Source organism: Cupriavidus sp. 01L46 (genome assembly GCF_056399905.1).
This window is the reverse complement of the sequence record NZ_JBFTSF010000002.1, coordinates 15,720-41,348: the sequence shown is the minus strand read 5'-3', so window position 1 is coordinate 41,348 and position 25,629 is coordinate 15,720. Positions and strand designations below refer to the sequence as shown.

Sequence of the window (25,629 nt, the reverse complement as noted above, 5' to 3'; positions counted from 1 at the left end):
TAGTTGCACCTTTGGTTTGCCCGGGAGTATGATCGCGCCAATCTGCCGGTTTCCCCGCAGTCAGGAAACCGGCGTCCGCGTCTTACGGAGAATCAAGCGCATGGCCACCACCACCCTCGGCGTCAAACTCGACGACGCCTCCCGCGAGCGCCTCAAGCGCGTTGCGCAGTCGATCGACCGCACACCGCACTGGCTGATCAAGCAGGCGATCTTCACGTATCTGGAGCAAGTCGAACGGGGCAACATCCCGCATGAGACCAGCGCCGCCGGTACGGGGAGCGAGGGTGCGGCGGACGGTGCCGACGCCTTTGACGGCGCGGCTGGTGACGGCGCGATGCAGCCTTTCCTGGAGTTTGCGCAGAGCGTGCAGCCGCAATCGGTGCTGCGCGCGGCCATCACCGCTGGCTATCGCCGCCCCGAGTCCGAGTGCGTGCCGGTGCTGCTTGAGCAGGCTCGCCTGCCACATCAGCAGGCCGAAGCCGCTCTCGCCATGGCCCGGACCCTGGCCACGCGGCTGCGCGAGCGCAAGGTCGGCACCGGCCGCGAAGGGCTGGTGCAGGGCCTGATCCAGGAGTTCTCGTTGTCCTCGCAGGAAGGCGTGGCGCTGATGTGCCTGRCCGAGGCGCTGCTGCGCATTCCCGACAAGGCCACCCGCGACGCGCTGATCCGCGACAAGATCAGCGGCGCCAACTGGCAGTCGCACCTGGGCCAGAGCCCGTCGGTGTTCGTCAATGCCGCCACCTGGGGCCTGCTGTTTACGGGCAAGCTGGTGGCCACGCATACCGAAGCCGGCCTGTCCAAGGCGCTGACCCGCATCATCGGCAAGGGCGGCGAGCCGCTGATCCGCAAGGGCGTGGACATGGCGATGCGCCTGATGGGCGAACAGTTCGTCACCGGCGAGACCATTTCCGAGGCGCTGGCCAATGCGCGCAAGTACGAGGCCGAGGGCTTCCGCTACTCCTACGACATGCTGGGCGAAGCGGCCATGACCGAGGCCGACGCGCAGCGCTACCTGGCCTCCTACGAGCAGGCCATCAACGCCATCGGCCAGGCTTCGCGCGGGCGCGGCATCTATGAAGGCCCTGGCATCTCGATCAAGCTCTCGGCGCTGCATCCGCGCTACAGCCGCGCGCAGCATGAGCGCGTCATCAGCGAGCTCTACGGCCGCCTCAAGTCGCTGACCTTGCTTGCCCGGCAGTACGACATCGGCATCAACATCGACGCCGAGGAAGCCGACCGCCTGGAAATCTCGCTCGACCTGCTGGAGCGCCTGTGCTTCGAGCCCGAGCTGGCCGGCTGGAACGGCATCGGCTTCGTGGTGCAGGGCTACCAGAAGCGCTGCCCCTTCGTGATCGATTACCTGATCGACCTGGCCCGCCGCAGCCGCCACCGCCTGATGATCCGCCTGGTCAAGGGCGCATACTGGGACAGCGAGATCAAGCGTGCCCAGGTGGACGGGCTGGAGGGCTATCCGGTCTACACGCGCAAGGTCTATACCGACGTGTCCTACGTGGCCTGCGCGCGCAAGCTGCTGTCGGTGCCGGACGTGATCTACCCGCAGTTCGCCACCCACAACGCCCACACGCTGGCGGCCATCTACCAGATCGCCGGCCACAACTACTACCCCGGCCAGTACGAGTTCCAGTGCCTGCACGGCATGGGCGAGCCGCTGTACGACCAGGTGGTCGGCCCGCTGGCCGACGGCAAGTTCAGCCGTCCGTGCCGGATCTACGCGCCGGTCGGCACGCATGAGACGCTGCTCGCCTACCTGGTGCGCCGCCTGCTGGAAAACGGTGCCAATACGTCCTTCGTGAACCGCATTGCCGACGACACCATCTCGCTGGACGAACTGGTGGCCGATCCTGTCACCGTGGTCGAGCGCATGCACGCCGAGGAAGGCGCGCTTGGCTTGCCGCACCCGCGTATCCCGCAGCCGCGCAACCTTTATGGAGAATCGCGGGCCAACTCCGCCGGTATCGACCTGTCCAACGAGCATCGCCTGGCTTCGCTGTCGTCGGCGCTGCTGGCCGGTACCAGCGAGGCCGTCAGTGCCGTGCCGCTGCTGGGCGTGGAAGCCGCCGCTGGCGCGGATGCCGGCCAGCCCGCACCGGTGCGCAACCCGTCCGACCTGCGCGACGTGGTCGGCCATGTCACCGAAGCCAGCATGGCCGAGGTGGAAGCCGCGCTGCAGGCCGCGGTGAACGCCGCGCCGATCTGGCAGGCGACCCCGGCCGATGTGCGCGCCGCCGCGCTGGAACGCGCCGCGGAACTGATGGAAGCGCAGATGCAGTCCCTGATGGGCATCATCGTGCGCGAGGCCGGCAAGACGTTCTCCAATGCCATCGCCGAAGTGCGCGAGGCGGTGGACTTCCTGCGCTATTACGCTGCGCAAGTGCGTGAAACCTTCTCCAGCGACACCCACCGCCCGCTCGGGCCGGTGGTCTGCATCAGCCCGTGGAATTTCCCGCTGGCCATCTTTACCGGCCAGGTCGCGGCAGCGCTGGCCGCCGGCAACACCGTGCTGGCCAAGCCCGCCGAGCAGACCCCGCTGATTGCCGCCCAGGCCGTGCGCTTGCTGCGCGAGGCTGGCGTGCCGGCTGGCGCCGTGCAGTTGTTGCCGGGCCGCGGCGAAACCGTGGGCGCCGCGCTGGTAGGCGACGCTCGCGTCAAGGGCGTGATGTTCACCGGCTCCACCGAAGTAGCGCGCCTGCTGCAACGCAGCGTGGCCGGCCGGCTGGACGCGGCTGGCCGCCCGGTGCCGCTGATCGCCGAGACCGGCGGCCAGAACGCGATGATCGTGGACTCCTCCGCGCTGGCCGAGCAGGTGGTTGGCGACGTGGTCAACTCCGCCTTCGACTCGGCCGGCCAGCGCTGTTCCGCGCTGCGCGTGCTGTGCCTGCAGGAGGACGTGGCCGACCGCGTGCTGGAAATGCTCAAGGGCGCCATGGACGAGCTCACCATGGGCAACCCGGACCGCTTGTCCACCGACGTTGGCCCGGTCATTGACGAAGAGGCGCGCGGCAACATCGTGCGCCATATCGACGCCATGCGCGCCAAGGGCCGCCGCGTCCACCAGGCCGACCCGAACGGCGCGGCCAGCGCGGCCTGCCGCAATGGCACGTTTGTGTCGCCAACGCTGATCGAGCTCGACAGCATCGAAGAGCTGCAGCGCGAAGTCTTTGGCCCCGTGCTGCACGTGGTGCGCTACCCGCGAGCTGGCCTCGACACGCTGCTTGCGCAGATCAACGGCACCGGCTACGGCCTGACCATGGGCATTCACACCCGCATCGACGAAACCATCGAGCACATCGTCGAGCGCGCGGAAGTGGGCAACCTCTACGTCAACCGCAATATCGTGGGTGCGGTGGTGGGCGTGCAGCCCTTCGGCGGCGAGGGCCTGTCCGGCACCGGCCCCAAGGCAGGCGGCCCGCTGTACCTGCACCGCCTGTTGTCGGTCTGCCCGCAGGACGCCGTGGCCCGCGTGGTGCGCGGCTCCGACACCGTCGGCGGCGCCGACGAGACCGGCCCGGTGCGCCGCACGCTGACCGAGGCGCTGGGTACGCTCAAGGCATGGGCCCAGCGCGAGAGCGCGGCGCCGCCTGAACTGGCGGCGGCGTGCGAGCGCTTTGCCGCGGCCTCGGCGGCCGGCCTGTCGGTCACGCTGCCCGGCCCCACCGGCGAGCGCAACACCTACACGCTGCTGCCGCGCGCCGCCGTGCTGTGCCTGGCCCAGCAGGAGACCGACCTGGCGGTACAGCTGGCGGCGGTACTGGCGGCTGGCAGCCAGGCCGTGTGGGTTGAAAGCCCCATGGCCCGGGCCCTGTTTGCGCGCCTGCCCAAGGCAGTACAATCGCGCGTCAGCCTGGTGGCCGACTGGTCGGCCAGCGACACCGGCTTCGACGCGGTCCTCCACCATGGCGATTCCGACCAGCTGCGCGCTGTGTGCGAACAGCTGGCCACGCGCCCCGGCCCGATCATTTCGGTGCAAGGCCTGGCACATGGTGAACCGAATATCGCCATCGAGCGTTTGTTGATCGAGCGTTCGCTGTCCGTCAATACGGCGGCAGCGGGCGGCAATGCGAGTTTGATGACGATCGGCTAACCGCCGGGCGTCGATCGAAGCGACGCGAGGCAGCGGTGATCCCGCAAACCTCGCGTATTTGAAAATCGGGGAGCGTTTCGCGCCACACCCGKACGCGTCCAAAAACGCAGCAAAGGCTATAGAGAATAGCTACCAAGGAGAACAGATGAACTCGACTTTCCACAAGACGGCCCTCACCGTTGCCCTGTCCGTCGCTGGCCTGTGCGCCACCTCGGCCGCCTTCGCCCAGGCGCAGGAAATCAAGCTGGGCTTTGCCGCGCCGATGACCGGCGGCCAGGCGCAATACGGCAAGGACATGCAGAACGGCGTCGTCCTCGCCATCGAGGAAATGAACGCGACCAAGCCCAAGATCGGCGGCAAGGACGTCAAGTTCGTACTGCTCTCTGAAGACGACGCGGCAGACCCCAAGACCGGCTCGGTGGTCGCGCAAAAGCTGGTCGACAATGGCATCCAGGGCATGCTGGGTCACTTCAACTCGGGCACCAGCATCCCGGCGTCGATGGTCTACAACCGCGCTGGCATCCCCCAGATCGCCATGGCAACGGCGCCTGAGTACACCCGCCAGGGCTTCAAGACCACCTTCCGCATGATGACCTCCGACACCCAGCAGGGCTCGGTGATCGGTGCCTTCGTGGTGAAGAAGCTGGGCGCCAAGAACATCGCCATCGTCGACGACCGCACCGCCTACGGCCAAGGCCTGGCCGACGAGTTCGAGAAGGCCGCCAAGGCCGCCGGCGGCAAGATCGTGCGCCGCGAGTTCACCAACGACAAGGCGGTGGACTTCAAGGCCGTGCTGACCAACATCAAGCGCAGCAACCCGGACRTGATCTTCTTTGGCGGCGCCGAGACGCAATCCGCGCCGATGGCCAAGCAGGTCAAGGAACTCGGCATGAAGTCGCCGGTGGTGTCGGGCGAAATGTCGAAGACCGACAACTTCCTCAAGCTGGCGGGCCCTGCCGCCGAGGGCACGGTCGTATCGCTGGCCGGCCTGCCGCTGGAGCAGATGCCCGGTGGCACCGCCTACGAGAAGAAGTACGAGAAGCGCTTCGGCGGCAAGGTGCAGACCTACTCGCCGTACGCCTATGACGGCGCCACCGCCTTGATGACCGCCATGATCAAGGCGGGCTCGGCCGATCCGGCGCGCTACCTGCCGGTGCTGGCAGCCACCAACATGCAAGGCGTGACCACCAAGACCCTGGCCTACGACGCGCGCGGCGACCTGAAGGACGGCGGCATCACCGTCTACAAGGTAGTTGGCGGCAAGTGGACCGTGCTGGAGACGGTAGGCGGCAAGTAAGCGATTGCCCCCGGTGCCCCCGGCAGGGCACCATTAGCGTCCTGCATCTGACGCCATCCCGGTGGGATGGCGTTTTTGTTTTTGCCGCAGGCGAATTCGCCAGGACTCGTCAGGCGGCGAGGCGCGCCGGCCTGGCGCCGGGCTACGGGCGTCCTTGCGCGATGCGGTTTCGAGCCTCTTCGATCATGCGCAGTGCGGTGACGTCATTGGGCGCACCCCGTGCCAGCCCGGCGAGCCGTTGCTGGGCGGCTGGCCGGATGGCGGCGATGCCGTTTCTGCATACATCGGTGCAAAGCCGTTGTCCAGCGTTGCGGCTGCGGCGGGAATCGCCTCTTTTTCTCACGAGCAGGAGGGGGCCACGATGGCGCATAATCCCGCACTCGCACATCCACCCCGAAGGAGCAGTCCGTGTCCGTGCAGGAAGTCAGCTACGACCACGCCATCGAGCTAGCCAACGCAGAGCGCTACGATGAAGCGCTGGTCATTCTCGACCAGCTTTCGCAGGCGCAGCCTCAAGTGGTGGATTTCGATTGCCTGCGGGCACGCCTGCATTTCGACCGCGGCGACGCGCAGGCTGCCTTTGCCGTGCTCGATGCGGCGCTGGCCAAGCTGCCCGGGCTGCCGCTGCACCCGGCGCACCGCTGGTCCTCGCGCGGCGTGATCGCGCGCCGCTACGGCATGCTGCTGATGGGGATGGAGCGCTTGCCCGAGGCGCTGCCCTGGCTGGAAGAAGCCGCGCTGCGCAACGGCTTGTCCTCCGGCGAGTGGAGCGCCCGCCTGCATGCCGGGCTGGTGCATTACCGGCTGGGCAATGTCGCCGCGGCCGGCGCTTATTGGTATGACCTGCTTTATCGCGCGCCGGATCTCGGCGCCGAAGACATCCTGGGCCAGGCGCTGGCCCACGTGAATGCCGCCGGCGACAAGGCCGAGCCGATGCTGCGCCTGTGCCTGGCGCGGATCGGCCTGGACAACCCCGACCTGTTGGAGCTCGACGAAGCCGCGGGCGATGCCCTGGCCGCCGAGCAGGCGGCCATCGTGCTGGCCAGCCAGCCGGACCACCCGCATGCCCGCCGCATCCGCGCGCCGCTACGCTACCGCGCGGGCGAGCTCGATGGTGCCTGGGACGACTTCGCCACCTACCAGCGCAAGGCCCCGGACCCCAAGGCGCAGGTGCGCGAGCTCGAATGGCGCCACCAGTCCGGCGAGGCCGAGCCTTGGCTGCGCTTTGCCTTTGTCGAGGGCGCGACGGATGCGACCGGTTACTACAACGCTGGCGTGGCGCTGGCTGAGTTCATGGACGCGGTGCCGGCTGCCGAGGCGGCGTTGATGCCGCACCTGATCAAGGCCTATCGCCTGGGCCTGGCGCGCTTCGAAGCCTACTTCGCCACCGGCGAGGGCGGCTACGACGACGCCGATCCCCATATCTACTCCTTGCTGTGCCACAACCTTGCCACCCGGCTGGAAGGCGACGGCAACCGCGCGGAGCGCATCGCGCTGCACGAGAAGGGCATCGCGGTCAGCGAGTTCATCGAGCACTGGATCGACCTGCTCGAATGCCTGGAGGCAGCCGGCCAGCACGGTAAAGCCGTGGAAGTCGCGGGCGACGTGCTCAACCGCTATCCGCTGGAGCGCGATCCCGCCAACGTGGGCTGGATCTTCAGCCGGCTGATGAGCACCTGGAAGGCCATCGGTGGCACGGAAGTGACGTCGGCGGCCCGTGATGCGCTGGCGCACATGGATGCGCGCGCCGATGCCTTGCCGGTGGAGGAGCGCAGCCAGACCGCGCACGCGCTGGCCCACGCCCGCGCGCATTTCGCGGGGCTGCTGCGCAATGCCATGGACAGCATGGACCAGCACGACCGCATCGACGCGCAGGCCGAGATCGAGGCACTGCAGCGCCGCGCGCTGCTGATCGAGGACGCGTGGCTTTGCAACCAGTTCGGCATGATCTGGCGCGGCCTGGGCGCGCCGGAGCGCGCGCTGCCGCTGTTCGAGCAAGCCATCGCGCTGACCGCCGACGATCCTGCGGACCAGGCCTTCCCGCGCCTGCAGCGCGCGCTGATCCGCAACGGCGAGAAGCAATACGCGCAAGCGCTGACGGATTTCGAGGCGGCATTTGCCGCGCGCGACCGCTGGGACGGCGAGGCCTACCTCGGCGCCGTCGAGGCCGCGCTGGGCCTGGAGCAGCGCGAGACCGCGCTGGGCTACTTCGACAAGGCTCGCGCGAGCGGCGCCGCGCAGGGCAAGACGCGCTCACTCTATGCCCGCATGGAAACCGGCCTGCGTGCAACGCGTCCGGGATGGAAGTTCTGGGGCGTGTAGCCGGCGGGGCGGGCCGCATCCTCGGCCCGGTCACGATAAAAGAACGCCATCCCTGTAAGATGGCGTTTTTTTACGTGTGAACGCGTCACGTTGACGGGAAATTCCGTGCCTCTGTCGGACAAACTCCGACATGGAATGTCATGTGGCTCCGTTACCATATAGCCCATGAATGGACTGAGCCAATTGTTTCCAAGCCTGCCCCTGGCACCGGGCGGGCTTTTCTGGGTCGGGCTGGCGCTGGTGGGCGCCGGCCTGGCGGGCGAGGTATGCCGCATGTACCTGCGGCTGCCCCGCATCGTCGGCTACGCTGCCACGGGCCTCGCGGCTGGCATGCTCGGCCACGGCATCGTGGACGAGGACATGATCGCGCAGACCCGCATCCTGATCGACATGGCGCTGGCGCTCGCCCTGTTCGAGCTCGGGCACCGGCTCTCGCTCACCTGGCTGCGGGCCAATCGCTGGCTGCTCTTCACCAGCGCCTTTGAAAGCCTGCTGACCTGGGGCCTGGTCGCCGCCGTGCTGCAATGGATCGGCGTGAGCCCGGCGGTTGCCATCCTGGCCGGCGGCATTGCCGTCAGCACCTCGCCCACCATCGTGCTGCAGCTCAAGAACGAGCTGCGCGCCGAAGGGCAGGTGACCGAGCGGCTGCTTGCCATGGCCGCGCTGAACAGTATCTACGCCGCCGCCATTGTCCAGGTCGCCACCGGCTGGCTGCATTCCGAATATGGCAACCTGGGGGCGGCGCTGCTGCATCCGCTCTACCTGCTGGTGGGTTCCTGCCTGCTGGCCTGGGGCGTCGGCAAGCTCGGCCACGCGATCTATGCGCGCATGGAAACGGACGATCACTACAGCTTCCTCGTGCTGGTAGGGCTGGTTCTGTTCACGCTGGCGCTCACGCGCGTGCTCAAGCTGTCGATGCCGCTCACGCTGATGCTGGCCGGTGTGGTGTTCAAGCACCAGGACAGCCAGCCGCGCGTATGGCCGGCGCACTTCGGCAGCGCGGGCAGCTTGCTGATCATCGTGATGGTGGTCTCGCTCGGCCTGCCGCTGACGGCGCACGACTGGGCCATCGGTGGTGGTGCCGCCTGTGTGTTGGTACTGCTGCGTCACATGGCCAAGCTGGTGGGCGTCGTCTCGCTGGGTTCGTTCTCGGGCCTGAGCATGAAGCAGTGCGTGGCCCTCGGGCTTGCGCTGGCACCCATGTCGGGCCTCGCGTACTTGCTGATGAACGATGTCGCGCTGCTGTATCCCGCCACGGGTGAGCCGCTGGCGGCCATCATCCTGTGCACGCTGGCGGTCGAGCAGTTGCTCGGGCCCACGCTGGCGGGCTGGGCACTTCGCTATGCGGGCGAGGTCAGAAGCAATGGAGGAGGGCGCTGATGTCACTCGAACCGTTCAAGCATTCCGAGGCGCTGACGTTTGGCGTGGAACTGGAGCTGCAACTCGTCAACCRGCATGACTACGACCTGGCGCCGTTCGCGCCGGATTTGCTGCGTGCGCTGAAAGGCGCGCAGCACGCCGGCGACATCAAGCCCGAGATCAGCCCCTCGATGATCGAGATCAGCACCGGCATCTGCAAAAGTTATGCACAGGCGCTGGACGAGCTGGGCACCATGCGCGACCTGATGGTCGAAGMCTCGCACTCGCTCAACCTCGGCATCTGCGGCGGCGGCACGCACCCGTTCCAGCAATGGGCCGACCGCACCATCTCCGATTCGCCGCGCTACCAGTACATTTCCGAACTCTATGGCTACCTGGCCAAGCAGTTCACGGTGTTCGGCCAGCACGTGCACATCGGCTGCCCGAGCGCGGATGAGTCGCTGTTCCTGCTCCACGCCATTGGCCGCTACGTGCCGCATTTCATCGCGCTGGCCGCCTCCTCGCCCTATGTGCAAGGCGTGGACACCGGCTTCGCCTCGGCACGGCTGAATTCCGTCGCCGCCTTCCCCATGAGCGGGCGCGCGCCGTATCTGCTCACCTGGGACGCCTTTACCGCGTACTTCAACAAGATGCGCAACACGGGCGTGATCGAGAGCATGAAGGACTTCTACTGGGATATCCGTCCCAAGCCGGAGTTCGGCACCATCGAAGTCCGCGTGATGGACACGCCGCTGACCGTCGGGCGCGCCTGCGATATCGCCGCCTACATCCAGGCGCTCGCGCGCTACCTGCTGCTGTCGCGCCCTTTCATGCCGCAGGAAGACGATTACCTGGTCTACACCTTCAACCGCTTCCAGGCTTGCCGCTTTGGGCTGGAAGGCGAGTATGTGCACCCAAACGAGCTGACCCGGAGGCCGATCGCCGACCACATCATCTCGATCTGCGACGCGCTGGTGCCGCATGCCGAAGCGCTGGGCTCGCTCGATGCGCTGGCCAATATCCGCGCGCTGGCGCAAAGCCGCAATGGCGACGCAGAGCGCGTGCGCCAGATCGAAAGCACCACGCGCAGCCTGCGCGAAACAGTACGGCAGACCTGCGACAGCTGGGCTGGCTGACTACGCCAGCGCGCCCACGTACACCGGCTCGCAGCGCAGCTCCGACTTTACCGAGTTGGCAATGAAGCAGGCCTCGTGCGCCGTGTGATGCAGGTGCGCCAGTTCCTCCCGGGTCGGCTGGCGCTCGCCGGAGAAGGTGACCTCCGGCCTGAGCGTGACCACCGTCATGGCCATCCGGCCATCCGCGTTCTTCGCCATGATGCCGACCGCTGCATCGAAGTAACGGTCGACGCAGAACTTGTGCTTGGCGGCGATGGAAAGGAACCACAGCATGTGGCAACTGGAGAGTGACGCAACGAAGGCTTCTTCGGGATCGACCGCGGCGGCGTCCGACATGGGCAAGGGCACGACATGGGGCGATGAGGATCCGGGTACTTCCACGCCGCCGTCGAAGCGCAGCAGGTGCTTGCGGCTATAGCGGTTGCCGAGGAAATCCTGCTCGCCACGTTGCCAGAGGATCTCTGCGGTGTACTGGGCCATGTCTTCTTTCTCCATTAAGGTGCCTGCCAAGGCCGATAGCTCATTGCTGATAGCGGATTGTTGATTGCCTATCGCTTCGCGCGCGTGCGTCACGCCCCGTGTGGCACGCTTTCGCCATCCCGCAGCCCGAGCCGCTGGTTGGCGGGGACAGCCACATCGATCAGCTTCGGCTTGGGCAGGTTCAGCTGCCCCATCATCTCGATGAACTGGGTACGCGTGCGCCCGGCCACGCGGCTGTTGTTGGCGCGCTCGAAGCCGATGGTGGATGCGGTGCGGCCCTTGTAGTCGTGGGCGGGGTAGACCACGGTGTCGTCGGGCAGGGCGAAGAGTTTCTGTGTGAGGCTGTCGTACAGCGTGCCGGCATCGCCGGACTGGAAGTCGGTGCGGCCGCAACCGTCGATCAGCAGCGTGTCGCCGGTGAAGACGCGGCGCACCGGGCCGGCGGGCGTGGCCTCCTCCCACAGGTAGCTCATGCTGCCGGCGGTGTGCCCCGGCGTATGGATGGCGCGCAGCGTCTGCGTGCCGAACTGGAGCGTGTCGGCGTCGATCAGCTGCTTTTGCGCGGGTTGGATGTCGCAGCCCGAGGGGGCTGCGGTGCGCGCGCCGGTTTGCAGCGCAACATGGCCGGCCGAGGTGATGTGGTCCGCGTGGGCATGGGTTTCGACCACCCACGCCAGCGTGACACCGCTGGCCTGCAACAGCGCCATGTCGCGCTCCAGCTGGTGGTCCACCGGATCGATCAGCAGCGCCTGGCGCGTGGCGGCATCGATCAGCAAGTAGGTGTAGGTGGACGAAGTCTCGTCAAACAGCTGATGGAAGGTCTGCATGGCCATGCCCGCTAGTGGGGAAACCGTACATGATAGCGCCGCCAGCGGGCGCAATCAGCCAATCGCCAGCACTTCGCTGATCTGCATCACGGGAGCCGCATCCGTGTAATTGGGGATATCGAGCTGCAGCTCGTTGCCGGCTGCCTTGGCGGCGGCCACGAAGTCAGGCACGGACTCGAACAGGAAATGGCACATCACCGTGAAGGCCGGATCGGAACCCGGCGCGCCGGCGCCCAGCCCGCGTTCCACCGCCACGCCGCGATAGCCCGGGTGCGCGCCGAACAGCGCGACGGCGCGCGGCATGTGGCGCTGCAGGTAGTAATCCATGTCGAACTTGCCGCCCTTGCTGTGCGGATAGAGAAAGCTGATCTTGATCATGCCGGACTCCAGTTGAATGGGATTGGGGTGAATGCCCGGCAAGCGTAGCAGAAAGCACGCATTCGCTTGCGCTGGCGGGGCGGCCTCAGCACTCCACGATATTCACCGCCAAGCCGCCACGCGCCGTTTCCTTGTACTTGGTCTTCATGTCGGCGCCGGTCTCGCGCATGGTCTTGATCACGGAGTCGAGCGAGACATAGTGCATGCCGTCGCCGCGCAGTGCCATGCGCGCGGCGTTCACGGCCTTCACCGAGGCCATGGCATTGCGCTCGATGCAAGGAATCTGCACCAGCCCGCCGACCGGGTCGCAGGTCAGCCCGAGGTTGTGCTCCATGCCGATCTCGGCCGCGTTCTCCACCTGCTCCGGCGTGCCGCCCATCACGGCGGCAAGGGCACCCGCGGCCATCGAGCAGGCCACGCCGACCTCGCCCTGGCAGCCGACTTCGGCGCCGGAGATCGATGCGTTGAGCTTGTAGAGCATGCCGATGGCGCCGGCTGTCAGCAGGAAGTCGATCACGCCCTGCGGGTTGGCGCCGGGCACGAAGCGGTCGTAGTAATGCAGCACGGCCGGGATGATGCCGGCGGCGCCGTTGGTGGGCGCGGTGACCACGCGGCCGCCGGCCGCGTTTTCCTCGTTGACGGCGATCGCATACAGGTTGACCCAGTCGATCACCGAGAGCGGATCGGCCAGCGAGCGCTCGGCGTGCTCGGTGAGGTTGCGGAACAGGTCGTGGGCGCGGCGCTTGACCTTGAACGGCCCGGGCAGCTCGCCGTCGGTGCGGCAGCCGCGTGCCACGCAGGCTTGCATCACGGCCCAGATCTGCAGCAAGCCGGCGTTGACCTCGGCCTCGCTGCGCCACACGCATTCGTTTTCCATCATCAGCCGCGCAATGCTCTTCTTGCTGGCGGCTGCCATCTCCAGCATCGCGCGCCCGCTGCGAAACGGATGCGGCAACTGCTGGTCAGCCTCCAGGATATGCGTATTGGCTGCGCCGGCGGAGATGATGAAGCCGCCCCCCACCGACAGGTAGCGCCCTTCGCGGATGCGCTCGCCGCCAGCATTGAAAGCGTGGAACTTCATGCCGTTGGGATGCTCGGCCATGGCCTCGCGGCGGTAGAAGACGATGTGCTCCTTCTCCACGAAGGGCACGGGATGGGTGCCCAGCAGCGAGAGCGTGCGGCTGGCGCGCAGCGCGGCCAGCCGCAAGTCGATGGTGTCGGGGTCGATGGTGTCGGGCGCTTCGCCCAGCAAGCCGAGGATCACGCCCTTGTCGGTGCCGTGGCCGCGGCCGGTGGCGCCGAGCGAGCCGTACAGCTCCACGCGCACGCTGGCCACCTGTGGCAACAGGCCGTCGCGCGCCAGGCCCTGCGCGAACATCAGCGCGGCGCGCATCGGACCAACGGTGTGCGAGCTCGATGGGCCGATGCCCACCTTGAACAGATCGAAGACGCTGACAGCCACGGTAGGCTCCTGGGGTTKGCCAGCGCCGGGATCAGACCGGCGCGTCCATGTCCTGATTGATGGGGGCGCGCCACAGCGAACCCGCCGCATCGGGCGGCGTGGGCGGCGCGTCTTTCTTTACCAGCACGCTGATGGTGCCGTCGTTCTCAAGGATCGCGAAATGCACATCGGCAACGCGCTCGCACCCTGCATGGCGCAGTGCCTTGTGCAGGTCGTCGCGGGTCACGAAAGCGCGCTTCATCACGTCACCGAAGACCATGCCGTCGTGAATCAATATCTGCGGGCGCCCCTCGACGACGTTTTCGAAGCGCCGGCTGCGCCAGCTCAGCCAGGCCAGCACAAGGTTGGCGCCGACCAGCGTCACCGCCAGGATCAACCCGGCCGTGACGGAGTTGTCCCCGGCGTTCATGGAATTCTGCACGGCGTTGGACAGCACCAGCAACAGCACCAGGTCGAGCGAGGTGAGCTGCCCGATCTGGCGCTTGCCGGACAGCCGCAGCAGCACCAGCAGGCTGCCGTAGACGATCAGTCCGCGCAGGACGAATTCCCACCATGGGGCGCTGAGATTCCACATGCGTGCTCCGTATTCCGGGCACGGCCGGCTGGCCGCACATCCACACCGAGCATAGCGCGAGGGCGATGCGCCGGGGCAGCCGCAACCCGCGGCGGCCCCGGCCTCATGCCCGCCTACTCTTCAGCGTACTCGCTCATGGGCACGCAGGCGCAGAACAGGTTGCGGTCGCCGTACACGTTGTCCGCACGGCCAACGGGCGGCCAGTACTTCTGCGTGCGCAGCGCGGCGACCGGGTAGGCGGCTTCCTGGCGCGTGTACTTGTGTTCCCACACGTCGGCGGTGATCACCGCGGCGGTGTGCGGCGCGTTTTTCAGCGGGTTGTCCTCGCGGTCGAAGGTGCCGTCTTCCACGCGGGCGATCTCGGCGCGGATGGCGATCATCGCGTCGATAAAGCGGTCCAGCTCGTGCAGGGCCTCGCTCTCGGTCGGCTCGATCATCAGTGTGCCCGGCACCGGGAAGCTCATGGTGGGGGCGTGGAAGCCGTAATCCATCAGGCGCTTGGCCACGTCCTCGTTGGAGATGCCGGTGGTCTTCTGCAGCGCGCGCACGTCCAGGATGCACTCGTGCGCCACCAGGCCGTGCTGGCCGGTGTAGAGCACGGGGAAGTGCGGCGACAGGCGGCGCGCCACGTAGTTGGCGGCCAGGATGGCGTTCTCGGTGGCGGCGGTCAGGCCGGCCGAGCCCATCATGGCGATGTACATCCACGAGATCGGCAGGATGCTGGCCGAGCCGAACGGCGCGGCGGACACGCCGCCGATGCCCTGGTCGTCGCGGCGATAGCCCACGCTGTCCTGGTTGGGCAGGAAGTCAGCCAAATGCGCGCCGACCGCCACCGGGCCAACGCCCGGGCCGCCACCGCCGTGGGGGATGCAGAAGGTCTTGTGCAGGTTCAGGTGGGACACGTCGCCRCCGAACTGGCCCGGCGCGGCGGTGCCGACCATGGCGTTCATGTTGGCGCCGTCCACGTAGACCTGGCCACCGTGCTGGTGCACGATGTCGCAGATCTGCTGCACGCCCTGTTCGAATACGCCGTGCGTAGACGGATAGGTGATCATGATCGCGGCGAGGTTCTTGCTGTGCTGCTCGGCCTTCTTCGCCAGGTCTTCCAGGTCGACGTTGCCGTTCTCGTCACAGGCCACCACCACCACCTTCATGCCGGCCATCTGTGCCGACGCCGGGTTGGTGCCGTGCGCGGAGGAGGGGATCAGGCAGATGTCACGGTGGCTTTCGCCACGGCTGGCGTGGTACGCATGGATGATCAGCAGGCCGGCATATTCGCCTTGCGAGCCCGCATTGGGCTGCAGGCTGACCGCGGCGTAGCCGGTGGCGGCGCACAGCATGGCTTCGAGCTGGTCGATCATCTCGCGGTAGCCGACCGTCTGGTCCAGCGGCGCGAACGGGTGGATCTTGCTGAACTCGGSCCASGTCACCGGGATCATYTCGCTGGYGGCGTTGAGYTTCATGGTGCACGAGCCCAGCGGGATCATGGTGCGGTCCAGCGCCAGGTCCTTGTCGGCCAGCATGCGCAGGTAGCGCAGCATTTCGTGCTCGGCATGGTGCGTGTTGAACACCGGGTGCGTCAGGTAGGTGCTCTGGCGCGCCAGGCCGGCCGGGAACGCGTCTAGCGCGGCGGCTTCGAGTGCATCGAAGCCCGGCACCGGCTTGCCGTGGGCGAAGATTTCCAGCAGGGCGACGACGTCCTCGCGCGAGGCGGTCTCATCCAGCGAGATGCCGATGCGGGTGGCGCCGGCGTGGCGCAGGTTGATGCCGCGGGCGGTTGCCGAAGCGTGCAGGGCTTCGGTGTTGAAGCCGGTTTCCAGCGTCAGCGTATCGAAGAAGGTGGCGTTGGTGCGCGCGTAGCCCAGTTGCTCCAGGCCGCCGGCCAGCGTGGCCGTGAGGCGGTGCACGCGCTGGGCGATGCGCTTGAGGCCTTGCGGGCCGTGGTACACGGCGTACATCGAGGCCATCACAGCCAGCAGTACCTGTGCCGTGCAGATGTTCGACGTCGCTTTCTCGCGGCGGATATGCTGCTCGCGCGTTTGCAGGGCCAGGCGGTATGCCTTGTTGCCTTGCGCGTCGATGGTCACGCCCACCAGGCGGCCGGGCATGGAGCGCTTGAAGGCATCCTTGACCGCCATGTAGCCGGCGTGCGGGCCGCCAAAGCCGAGTGGCACGCCAAAGCGTTGCGAGTTGCCAACCGCCACGTCGGCGCCCCACTCGCCGGGCGCGGCGATCAGGGTCAGCGCCAGCAGGTCGGCGGCAGCCACCACGAGGCCGCCGGCAGCGTGCACCGCATCGGCGATGGCGCGGTAGTCGGCCACATCGCCGTTCACGCCGGGGTACTGCAGCAGCACGCCAAAGGCATGGGCGCCGGCCGCTTCGGCAGCGGGGCCAACCTTGACTTCGATGCCCAGCGGCAGCGCGCGGGTGCGTACCACTTCCAGCGTTTGCGGCAGCACGTCGTCCGCGACATAGAAGGTGGTGGAGGCGTGCTTGTTGACGCGCTGCAGCAGCGTCATGGCTTCGGCAGCCGCCGTGCCTTCGTCCAGCATCGACGCATTGGCGATGTCCAGGCCGGTCAGGTCGGTCACCATTTGCTGGAAGTTCAGCATGGCTTCCAGGCGGCCTTGGGAGATCTCGGGCTGGTAGGGCGTGTAGGCGGTGTACCAGGCCGGGTTTTCGAAGATGTTGCGCAGCACCACGCCCGGGGTCAGCGTGTTGTAGTAACCCTGGCCGATAAAGCTCTTGAGCACGCGGTTCTTGCTGGCCAGGCCACGCAGCTTGGCCAGCGCGGCTTCTTCGGTCAGCGGCGCGGTGAACTCGCCCAGCGGCATGCCGTCGCGGCGGCGGATGGCGGCGGGGATGACGGCGTCGATCAGTGCGGCGCGGCTGTCATAGCCCAGCACCTTGAGCATGTGCTGTTGTTCGGCGTCGTCGGGGCCGATATGGCGTGAGGCGAAGGCGTCGCGCGCCTCCAGTTCGGCCAGCGTGGGCCGGGCAACTTGGGCGGCAGTCATGGGCAGGGGGGCGTTCATGGCAAGAATCTCGTGGGAGCGTGCGGCGGGTGGTCGGCCCGGTCCGCGTCGCGGCATTCTTTATCCGTCATTCCCGTGGCGCGGGAATGACGATCTGGCATCAGGCGCCGACGTTGGCTTTATAGGCGTCGGCCGACATCAGGCCGTTCACGTCGTCGCTGTTGGCCGGCTTGAGCTTGAACAGCCAGGCGTCGAAGGCGTCGGCATTGACGCTTTCCGGCGAGGCGGCGGCGGCGTCGTTGATGGCGATCACTTCGCCTGCCACCGGCGCGTAGATGTCGGATGCGGCCTTGACCGATTCCACCACGGCCAGCGCATCGCCGGCGCCGACCGACTTGCCCACTTCCGGCAGTTCCAGGAAGACGATGTCGCCCAGCGCGTCCTGCGCGTGGTCGGTGATGCCGATGGTCAGCGTGCCGTCGGCTTCGACGCGCACCCACTCATGGGACTCGGTGTATTTCAGGTCGGCGGGGAAATTCATGGGATTGCTCCAGATTCAATTTGTTATTCAGCGCCAGCCGGGGGATGTCGATGTTCGACGGGGTAACCGCCGGCGGGCGCGCTGTGACCGGTGCGAGCGTTCAGCTCACGAGTGCCTTGCCATTGCGCACAAACGGCAGTTTAACCACAGTCGCGGCGAGTTTGCGGTCGCGGATCTCGACCTGCACTTCGGCGCCGATGGCCACGTCGCGCGGCAGGCGGGCAAAAGCGATGGATTGGGACAGCGAGGGGCTGAAGGTGCCGCTGGTGATTTCGCCTTCGCCAGCGGGGGTGATGACCTTCTGATGGGCGCGCAGCACGCCGCCTTTTTCGCGCAGGATCAGCCCGACGAACTGCTGGGCCTGGCCACCGGCGACCAGGGCCGCCTTGCCGGTGAAGTCGCGTTCGCTTTGCAGGTCCACGGTCCAGGCCAGGCCGGCATTGAGCGGCGAGGTGTGGATATCCATGTCCTGGCCGTACAGGTTCATGCCGGCCTCCAGGCGCAGCGTGTCGCGCGCGCCCAGGCCCGCCGGGTGCACGCCCTCGGCGACCAGCTTTTCCCACAGGCCAGCCACATTCGCAGCGGGCACCACCAGTTCGAAACCGTCTTCACCGGTGTAACCGGTGCGCGCCACCATGACTTCGCCCAGCGCGGAATCCTGCACGACCAGCGCATTGAACGGCTTCAGGGCTTCGCTGGGTTGCGTGGAGGGGAAGGCGCTCCAGACCTTGGCGCGGGCGTTCGGGCCTTGCACGGCGACGATAGCCAGCGGCTCCACGCCTTCGGGCGCGTTGTCRCCGCGGCGTGGGGTGATGGCCACGCCACTGCCGGTGGCGGCATTGCGTGCCGCGATCCACTGGATGTCGTCATTGGCCGTACCGGCGTTGACCACCAGGCGGAAGTCGTCCTCGGCGAAGAAATAGACGATCAGGTCGTCGATGACGCCACCCTTCTCATCCAGCATGCAGGAGTACAGCGCCTTGCCCGGCGTTTGCAGCTTGTCGACGTTGTTGGCCAGAAGGCCGCGCAGGAAGGGGCGCACATTGGCGCCCTTGAGGTCGACCACGCACATGTGGGAGACGTCGAACATGCCGGCATCGCTGCGCACGGCATGGTGTTCCTCGATCTGGGAGCCGTAGTTGACCGGCATGTCCCAGCCGCCGAAGTCGACCATGCGGGCGCCGAGTGCGCGGTGGATGGCGTTGAGGGGCGTGGCCTGGAGCGTCATGGAATCCTCGGGGGAAGGCAAATCTCGGTTCGAAAACGAAAAAGGGCCATCCGCCGCAGGATTCGGCGCGCCATAGCGCTGCCAGATCCGCTGTGGCGGATGACCCCTCTGTCCTCGATACCTGAGAGATTACAAGGCGGGATCCCAATTGCTGGAAACCCTAGCCTTGCGCGCCCCTTCGGTGGGCACGCTCACCAATGCTGTCGACGGATCGATCAGTGGCGGGTGCCGCTCTCCAGAGTACGGCGTGCATCGTGTGCATGTTGCAAGCCGATCCAACCAGTCCATGGTGCCTGAGAGTTTTCGGGTGATACCCCTTCGGCGGCGCAAGATCTGCGCGCTCTCCCGGTCGGATGCGCGCAATTTACGGGAGCTCCCAGGCTTTGTCAACGCGGTCCGCGCCGACCCCGGCGCCATGGGAACGGCGCAAGGGCCGGGCGGCTCGCCTACCTCCTGTGAGGGTTGCTAGTCGTGACGTTACCGATCACGCCGCCAACCGCGGCGCCGCCGAGCGTGCCCAGCGCATCACCGCCGGTCAGCACCGCGCCGCCGACCGCGCCCACGCCGGCACCGATCGCGGTGTTACGTTGCTTGGGAGTCATGTCGGCACAGCCGGCCATGCTCGCTACCGCGATACCGATCAAGGCGACCTTGCCCAGGGATTGCAGGGTTTTCATGATTCGCTCCAATGTATCGTGACATGCATCCGGCACGGAGCGCACACGTGCGGACATGTAAGTTAGACGGTGCCGGCATGCCCATGGATCCGGACCTTACGAAGTGTTACCTCCTCCCTGCCGAGCCACTTTCATTGCCGCAAAGGTGCCTCGGCCGCGTGTTAGCATCCACCCTCCGCCCAGCCAGCGCGCGCCTCCACGCTGCACATCCGTCACTTCCCGCCACGCATGACCCACGGACTCAACCCTGCCCAATCCGAAGCCGTTCGCTACCTCGACGGCCCCTGCCTGGTGCTCGCCGGCGCCGGCTCGGGCAAGACCCGGGTGATCACGCAGAAGATCGCCCACCTGATCGAGGACAAGGGTTTCCAGCCCAAGCACATCGCGGCGGTGACTTTCACCAACAAGGCCGCCAAGGAGATGCAGGAGCGGATCGCCAAGCTGATGGAAGGCAAGACCACGCGCGAGGGCAAGCGCATCCCCATCAAGCAGATCACGGTGAGCACCTTCCACTCGCTGGGCGTGCAGATCCTGCGCGCCGAGGCCGAGCACGTGGGCTTGAAGCCGCGCTTCTCCATCATGGACTCGGACGATTGCTTCGGCATGGTGCAGGAGCAGCTCGCCTCCACCGACAAGAAGCTGATCCGCAGCGTGCAGAGCACCATCTCGCTGTGGAAGAACGGCATGGTCGATCCCGAAACCGCCATCGCCCAGGCCGACAACCCCGACGATCACCAGGCGGCGCTGATCTACCGCAACTACGTGGCTACGCTGCATGCCTACCAGGCGGTGGACTTCGACGACCTGATCCGCCTGCCGGCTGAGCTGTTCGCGCGCAACGAAGAGGTGCGCCTGCGCTGGCAGAACCGGCTGCGCTACTTCCTGGTGGACGAGTACCAGGACACCAACGCCTGCCAGTACCAGCTGCTCAAGCAGCTCGCCGGCGGCTCGCACCTGCGCGCGCCGGCCTTCACCGCGGTGGGCGACGACGACCAGGCCATCTACGGCTGGCGCGGCGCCACGCTGGACAACCTCAAGCTGCTGCAGACCGATTTCCCCGATCTGAAGGTGGTCAAGCTGGAGCAGAACTACCGCTCCACCGTGCGCATCCTGGAGGCGGCCAACGCGGTCATCTCCAACAATCCCAAGCTGTTCGACAAGAAGCTGTGGAGCGAGCACGGCATGGGCGACCCCATTGCCGTCAACCCGATGAACGATGAGGAGCACGAGGCGGAGTCGGTCGTGTTCCGCTTGTCGGCCCACAAGTTCGAGCGGCGCGCGCAATTCCGTGACTACGCCATCCTGTATCGCGGCAACCACCAGGCGCGCCTGTTCGAGCAGATCCTGCGCCGCGAGCGCATTCCCTATGTGCTCTCGGGCGGGCAGAGCTTTTTTGATAAGGCCGAGATCAAGGACATCTGCGCCTACCTGCGCCTGATCGCCAACCCGGACGACGATCCGGCCTTCATCCGCGCCATCACCACGCCCAAGCGCGGCGTGGGCAACACCACGCTGGAAGTGCTGGGCACCTTCGCCGGTCAGGCCAAGGTGTCGTTGTTCGAGGCCGCCATGATGGGCGGYATCGAAGGCAAGCTCCAGCCGCGCCAGCTGGAGCCGCTGCGGGTGTTCTGCGAGGCCATGGTGCGCCTGGCCGGGCGCGCGGCCAGCGATCCCGCCACCCAGGTGCTCGACGACATGATGGAAGGCATCCACTACGAGGCCTACCTGTACGACACCTTCGACGAGCGCCAGGCCCAGTCGCGCTGGACCAACACGCTGGAATTCCTCGACTGGCTCAAGCGCAAGGGCACCAAGCCCGAGGCCTCGGGCGAGGGCGAGGAGGCCACCGGCTTCGACACCGCCGATGGCTTTGGCGACGAAGGCAAGAACCTGCTGGAGCTGACCCAGACCGTGGCCCTGATGAGCATGCTCGAAGGCCGCGAGGAAGATCCCGACGCGGTGCGCCTGTCAACGCTGCACGCCTCCAAGGGGCTGGAATATCCGCACGTGTTCCTGGTCGGGGTGGAAGAGGGCATCCTGCCCCACTGCCGCGAAGACGAAGACATGAGCGACGAAAAGATCGAGGAAGAGCGCCGCCTGATGTATGTAGGCATCACGCGTGCGCAGCGCAGCCTGCACCTGAGCTGGTGCAAGAAGCGCAAGCGCGCCCGCGATACCTACTCTTGCGAGCCCTCGCGCTTTATCGGCGAGATGAAGCTAGAAGAGGCGCCCGCGATCAAGGACGAGACGCCCGCCATGAGCCCCAAGGACCGCCTGGCCGGGCTCAAGGCCTTGCTGGGAACGCCCGGCAAGACCTCGGCATGACTGGCCCCGGCGGGCGTTCCGTGCCCCATCCCGGTGCCAATCGTACAAAGTCGATACATTGGCCTACAAGCGGGACATGACCCCCGTCCGATGTCTGTCTAACATCGCCGGTGCCTGGCCCGACGTATGGACCAGGCGCCGCGCCGTTCCGTCCCTTCGGAGCAGCGTGGCCGGGCAACACGCCCGACTTCTTCCCTGTTCAGCGCCTCCGCACTTGGGTACGGGGGCGTTTTTTTAGGGCATCCATCCGGCAGATCCCGTGGCCGTCAGGCGCGCGCGATGCCCAGGGTGAATTCGCCTTCCAGCGTGCCGGCCGCATCCCGCAGGCGGCGTACCCGCAGCAGGTTGGGGCGCGTGCCGGCAATGCCGTCCTGCGCGTTTTGCACTGGCGAAGCGCCTCGGGCGCGATACGCGGCATGCTGGAGATGCACCTCGCGGCTGAGCGCATCGTCGAAAAACAGCTGGCTGGTCAGTACCTCGGTCTTGCCGAGATGGATCTTCAAGTGGATATGCACCGCGCGCGGCGCGTACCAGCCCGGGTAGATCGTCAGGAACTGCGCGGCGCCATCGGCGCCGGTAGGTTGCACGCCGCGCAGGAAGCGGGTGGGGCTGGCGGGCACGGCGTGCATGCTGCCCTGGTCGTAGCCGCTGTAGCTGCCGCCGGCATCGCAATGCCAGATGCTGGCCAGCGCGCCGGCCACGGGCGTGCAGCTGCGGTCGGTGTCCACCACGCGCAGCCGGAGCCGCAGCAACTGGCCCGGCCGGCCATCGCGGATATCGCTGCGCACCAGCGCCTGGTCGATATAGAACGGGCCCTCGGTCAGGGCCGGCGTGAGCAGGCAGGCGGCAGGCTGCGCGGCGGCGTTGCCCGCCAGCCCGATCAACCCGGCACCGAGTGATCCTCCCAGTACACCACCGAGGAAGCGGCGGCGGCCGCCGTTAGCTGCGATCGGGCCTGCGAGGTCGAGGGACTTACTGGGCATCTGGCGCTCCTTGTTGGTGAAGCCCCGCAGCGCCGGGTACGCCGAATGGGCCGTTCGCGCCGAAGGCGCAGGGCATGGGCGCCGGTCCGAGGCTGGGCATGCCGCCTGCCATGGCGCCGGGGAAAGGGTGGGGCCGGGGCCGAATGCGCCCCACGGCGCACCCGCCAGGCGGACCTCCGGCATGTCGCGCAGGCGCTTGCGCTGGCCGGCATCCAGGCTTTCCTCAAATGCGATCCAGCGATCGCGCGCAGCGCGGCGATCCTTGTCGAGCGCGTCGTGCAGGCGGTCTTCCCGCTCCGCGCGGGCGCGCAGCGACGACTCGGGCCCCTCTGGCTGGCCGGGGCCGCCGCCTTCGCGGATAAAGCGCGCCTGCAGTTCCAGCGCGTGCGCATGCGCTTCCCGCGCCCCGTCCAGGGCGGCTTGCCATAGGCTGGCCTGGGCGGGCGTGAGCGCCAGCGCTTCGCGCAGCGATGCGGGTGCCGCCGGCCGGCCGTGGCCGGCAATTGCCTGCGGGCTGGTCTGCAGTGCGTGCGCCGGCAGCGTCAAGGCGCTGGCGCCGCACAGCACGGCAAGGGACAACAAGGAGCGGATGCGGGGCAGCAAGGCTTGGGGCTGGGTCACAAGGATTCTCCATGGAGGTCATGCGGGGAGAGGCCCGGGATTGCCAACGTGATGCCGATGGTTTCAAGCATAGCGGGGGCGCCGGGCTGCCGTGGCCTGCCGGTCAGGAACTGGCACGCACAAAAGCGGCGGGATAACGACATGCCATAGTAGAAAGGCCCGCCCGCCGTTGCTTGAGCGCTTGGTCAGCGCGCGGAAGCAATGCCGTACAAAGCGGGCCGCCGGGCGCGCCGCTTTGTATCAAGCCCGGTACAAAGCGGCCACACCCTGCCTATCAGGCCGCCGCGCCGGGCTGGTAGAGTGAATCCCTGGCGGCGGCTTGCCGGGCCGCCCTGATCCGCCCCGCCAATCCGCGGCAATACCGGCCTGCCGGCGCACCAACCTGCCGCGAACGACGCGGCGAACCRCTGCAAAGCACGACGAAACCCGATGGACCATTCTCCCGCCTCGCCCCTTCATTTGCTGATCGTCGACGACGATCCGCAGATCCGCTCCATGCTGGCCGAGTACCTATCCACCTTTGGCATCGAAGCCGACGGCGCCGAAGGCGGCGCCGCCATGCGCGCCGCCATGGCCACGCGCGACTACGACCTGGTGGTGCTCGACCTCTCTTTGCGTGGCGAAAACGGCCTGACGCTGTGCCGCGAGATCCGCGAGCGCAGCGATTTGCCGGTGATCATGCTCACCGCGCGCACCGAGCTGGCCGACCGCGTGGTCGGGCTGGAGGTGGGCGCCGACGACTACGTCACCAAGCCCTTCGAGATGCGCGAGCTGGTGGCGCGCATCCACACCGTGCTGCGCCGTGCCCGAGGCGGCGGCGTGAAGCGCCCGGCGGTGCCGGGCGGCCATGAACTGCGCTTTGGCAACTGGCGCCTCAACACCACGCTGCGCCAGCTGGTGGATGGCGAGGAAACCGTGGTGCCGTTGTCCAATGCGGAATTCCGGCTGCTGCTGGCGTTCATCGAGCATCCGAACCGCGTGCTGGATCGCGAGCTGCTGATCAACCAGGCGCGCGGCCGCGATCTCGATGTCTTCGATCGCAGCATCGACCTGCTGGTTTCGCGCCTGCGCCAGAAGCTGCGCGACGATCCGCGCGACCCAACGCTGATCCGTACCGTCCGAGGCGAGGGCTATGTCTTCACCGGCGCCGTCGAAGCCTGAGCGCGCGGGCTGGGTGGCCCGCCACGACTCCATGTTCATCCGGCTGTTCCTGGTGATGGCCGCGATCATGCTGGCCGTGCACCTGCTCGGCGTCACGGTCATCGAGAGCGTGTTCCCGCGCCCGGGGCATACCGGGTTCACCTTCGTCCCCGGCGACGATATGCCGCCGCCCCCGCCTCCGGGTGAAGAGGGCCAGCGGGGCGCGTTCCCGCCGCCGCCGGATGCCGAGGCGCGCGCGGACAACGGCCAGGGCACAGCTGGGGCTCCAGTGCCGCCACGCCGCCCGCGCCGGGCCCATGGCCTCGGGCCGCCCCGCCTGGGGCTGCTGTTCCAGCTCGCTGCCATCGTGGCCGCCTCGTGTGTGGGCGCGCGTCTGCTGGCCAGGCCCGTCCAGCGCCTGGCCAGCAGTGCCGGCCAGCTGGCGCAGGATGTGCATGCCCCGCCACTGGACGAAGACAGCGGCCCGGCCGAGGCCCGCGCCGCGGCCAAGGCCTTCAACCACATGCAGCAGCGCATCCGTACCCAGCTGGCGCAGCAATCGCGCTTCCTGGCTGCCGTGTCCCACGACCTGCGCACCCCGCTTACCCGCATGAGCCTGCGCATCGAAGGTGTCGACGACAACCAGGTCCGCTATCGCCTGCGCCAGGACCTGGCGGAGATGAACGGTCTGATCGATGCCACCCTGTATTACCTGCGCGAGCGTGACGGCGCCGCCGCGCCGCGCCAGCGGGTGGATGTGCATGCCTTGCTGCAGGCCGTGGTGGACGACGCCACGGAGATCGGCCAGGACGTCACCCTGTCCGGCGACGCCGAGCCACTGCTGGCCTATCCGGCCGAACTGCGGCGGGCCGTGGTCAACCTGGTCGAGAACGCGCACCGCTACGGCGGCAGCGCGCGCATCGAACTGGCAGACAGCGCCGAGCGGGTGGTGATCGATGTGTGCGACAACGGCCCCGGCATTCCGCCGGAGGAAATGGCACGCGTGCTGGAGCCGTTCTACCGGCTCGAATCCTCACGCAACCGTGCCACCGGCGGGGTCGGCATGGGCCTGTCGATCGCTGCGGATATTGTTTCGCGCCACGGCGGCGAGCTCAGCCTGGCCAACCGGGCGGAAGGTGGCCTGCGGGTGCGCATCGTGCTGCCGCGCGCCTGAGCCGCGGGCGGCCCGGTGCCAGCGCTGC

Annotated in this window: 18 protein-coding genes and 2 riboswitches; of the genes, 8 read left to right on the top strand and 10 right to left on the bottom strand. The window is 67.4% G+C overall.

Translation table 11 applies throughout. The features are described from left to right. The first annotated feature begins 100 nt into the window (after positions 1 to 100). The 5 genes from putA (at position 101) to AC1DS3_RS01065 (ending at position 10,216) form a co-directional block, all read left to right on the top strand. Positions 101 to 4,102: a trifunctional transcriptional regulator/proline dehydrogenase/L-glutamate gamma-semialdehyde dehydrogenase gene (gene putA / locus AC1DS3_RS01085; RefSeq protein WP_477126549.1), complete on the top strand. Its 4,002-nt coding sequence runs from the start codon at positions 101 to 103 to the stop codon at positions 4,100 to 4,102. Positions 4,103 to 4,247: 145 nt separating this feature from the next. Then, positions 4,248 to 5,399: a branched-chain amino acid ABC transporter substrate-binding protein gene (locus AC1DS3_RS01080; RefSeq protein ID WP_477126548.1), complete on the top strand. Its 1,152-nt coding sequence runs from the start codon at positions 4,248 to 4,250 to the stop codon at positions 5,397 to 5,399. A gap of 408 nt (positions 5,400 to 5,807) precedes the next feature. Beyond that, a complete protein-coding gene (locus AC1DS3_RS01075) occupies positions 5,808 to 7,721 on the top strand; it encodes a tetratricopeptide repeat protein (protein ID WP_441635752.1) in 1,914 nt (637 codons plus the stop codon). Between the two features lie 165 nt (positions 7,722 to 7,886). Continuing rightward, positions 7,887 to 9,101, top strand: coding sequence for a cation:proton antiporter (locus AC1DS3_RS01070; protein ID WP_441635750.1), 1,215 nt, complete (start codon positions 7,887 to 7,889; stop codon positions 9,099 to 9,101). Next, positions 9,101 to 10,216, top strand: a complete 1,116-nt coding sequence (locus AC1DS3_RS01065; RefSeq protein WP_477126547.1) for a YbdK family carboxylate-amine ligase — start codon at positions 9,101 to 9,103, stop codon at positions 10,214 to 10,216. The genes AC1DS3_RS01070 and AC1DS3_RS01065 overlap by 1 nt, the downstream gene beginning before the upstream one ends. Here the strand turns inward: AC1DS3_RS01065 and AC1DS3_RS01060 are convergent, their stop codons facing one another. The 9 genes from AC1DS3_RS01060 to AC1DS3_RS01020 form a co-directional block, all read right to left on the bottom strand. Next, positions 10,217 to 10,696 carry an OsmC family protein gene (locus tag AC1DS3_RS01060; RefSeq protein ID WP_441635746.1) on the bottom strand — a complete coding sequence of 160 codons (480 nt, stop codon included), beginning with the start codon at positions 10,694 to 10,696 and terminating at the stop codon, positions 10,217 to 10,219. A gap of 89 nt (positions 10,697 to 10,785) precedes the next feature. Next, a complete protein-coding gene (locus AC1DS3_RS01055; RefSeq protein ID WP_441635744.1) occupies positions 10,786 to 11,523 on the bottom strand; it encodes an MBL fold metallo-hydrolase in 738 nt (245 codons plus the stop codon). Between the two features lie 54 nt (positions 11,524 to 11,577). Further along, entirely contained in the window at positions 11,578 to 11,901 is a 324-nt protein-coding gene (locus AC1DS3_RS01050; RefSeq protein ID WP_441635742.1) for an EthD family reductase, read from the bottom strand. An 85-nt stretch (positions 11,902 to 11,986) separates the two neighbouring features. Next, positions 11,987 to 13,363, bottom strand: coding sequence for an L-serine ammonia-lyase (locus AC1DS3_RS01045; protein ID WP_441635740.1), 1,377 nt, complete (start codon positions 13,361 to 13,363; stop codon positions 11,987 to 11,989). A gap of 31 nt (positions 13,364 to 13,394) precedes the next feature. Continuing rightward, a complete protein-coding gene (locus tag AC1DS3_RS01040) occupies positions 13,395 to 13,937 on the bottom strand; it encodes a DUF421 domain-containing protein (RefSeq protein ID WP_441635738.1) in 543 nt (180 codons plus the stop codon). A 113-nt stretch (positions 13,938 to 14,050) separates the two neighbouring features. Then, entirely contained in the window at positions 14,051 to 16,972 is a 2,922-nt protein-coding gene (gene gcvP / locus AC1DS3_RS01035) for an aminomethyl-transferring glycine dehydrogenase (RefSeq protein WP_477126546.1), read from the bottom strand. 100 nt (positions 16,973 to 17,072) lie between these two features. Then, positions 17,073 to 17,453, bottom strand: coding sequence for a glycine cleavage system protein GcvH (gene gcvH, locus AC1DS3_RS01030; RefSeq protein WP_150987481.1), 381 nt, complete (start codon positions 17,451 to 17,453; stop codon positions 17,073 to 17,075). Positions 17,454 to 17,553: 100 nt separating this feature from the next. Further along, positions 17,554 to 18,681: a glycine cleavage system aminomethyltransferase GcvT gene (gcvT, locus tag AC1DS3_RS01025; RefSeq protein ID WP_441635734.1), complete on the bottom strand. Its 1,128-nt coding sequence runs from the start codon at positions 18,679 to 18,681 to the stop codon at positions 17,554 to 17,556. 98 nt (positions 18,682 to 18,779) lie between these two features. Further along, positions 18,780 to 18,930: riboswitch (glycine riboswitch) on the bottom strand. A 21-nt stretch (positions 18,931 to 18,951) separates the two neighbouring features. Continuing rightward, a riboswitch (glycine riboswitch) is annotated at positions 18,952 to 19,039 on the bottom strand. A gap of 88 nt (positions 19,040 to 19,127) precedes the next feature. Beyond that, entirely contained in the window at positions 19,128 to 19,358 is a 231-nt protein-coding gene (locus AC1DS3_RS01020; protein ID WP_441635732.1) for a glycine zipper 2TM domain-containing protein, read from the bottom strand. A 228-nt stretch (positions 19,359 to 19,586) separates the two neighbouring features. On the opposite strand from AC1DS3_RS01020, the gene AC1DS3_RS01015 reads away from it, so the two are divergent. Continuing rightward, complete coding sequence (locus tag AC1DS3_RS01015; protein WP_441635730.1) at positions 19,587 to 21,683, top strand: UvrD-helicase domain-containing protein; 2,097 nt, start codon at positions 19,587 to 19,589, stop codon at positions 21,681 to 21,683. A gap of 266 nt (positions 21,684 to 21,949) precedes the next feature. On the opposite strand, the gene AC1DS3_RS01010 is transcribed toward AC1DS3_RS01015, so the two are convergent. Then, positions 21,950 to 23,287, bottom strand: a complete 1,338-nt coding sequence (locus AC1DS3_RS01010; protein ID WP_477126545.1) for an intradiol ring-cleavage dioxygenase — start codon at positions 23,285 to 23,287, stop codon at positions 21,950 to 21,952. Between the two features lie 429 nt (positions 23,288 to 23,716). Here AC1DS3_RS01010 and AC1DS3_RS01005 point away from each other — a divergent pair, with 429 nt between their 5' ends. Together AC1DS3_RS01005 and AC1DS3_RS01000 are read left to right on the top strand one after the other, a co-directional pair. After that, complete coding sequence (locus AC1DS3_RS01005; RefSeq protein ID WP_441635725.1) at positions 23,717 to 24,448, top strand: response regulator; 732 nt, start codon at positions 23,717 to 23,719, stop codon at positions 24,446 to 24,448. Continuing rightward, on the top strand, positions 24,420 to 25,601 hold the full coding sequence (locus AC1DS3_RS01000; protein WP_441635723.1) for an ATP-binding protein: 1,182 nt from the start codon (positions 24,420 to 24,422) through the stop codon (positions 25,599 to 25,601). Before AC1DS3_RS01005 ends, AC1DS3_RS01000 begins: the two co-directional genes overlap by 29 nt. The last annotated feature ends 28 nt before the right edge of the window (positions 25,602 to 25,629 follow it).